This window comes from Metabacillus sp. 84, assembly GCF_050107715.1.
Classification (GTDB): domain Bacteria; phylum Bacillota; class Bacilli; order Bacillales; family Bacillaceae; genus Metabacillus_B.
The window spans coordinates 1-221 of sequence record NZ_JBNILN010000049.1; the positions used below are offsets into that span (position 1 = coordinate 1).

Sequence of the window (221 nt, forward strand, 5' to 3'; positions counted from 1 at the left end):
CAACTACCATCGGCGCTGAAGAGCTTAACTTCCGTGTTCGGTATGGGAACGGGTGTGACCTCTTTGCCATAATCACCAGATATAAGGTTGAAAGATTGCTCTTTCAAAACTAGATAACGATATTGGTGCACGAGTCAAACGCCTTACGTAATTTGGTTAAGTCCTCGACCGATTAGTATCCGTCAGCTGCACATGTCGCCACGCTTCCACCTCGGACCTAT

1 rRNA gene is annotated in these 221 nt (G+C 47.1%); it reads right to left on the bottom strand.

Annotated features, from left to right (window positions below):
- Window positions 1-80 (bottom strand): 5S ribosomal RNA (gene rrf / locus ACQCV8_RS20270); the annotation flags it as partial.
- Between the last annotated feature and the right edge of the window lie 141 nt (window positions 81-221).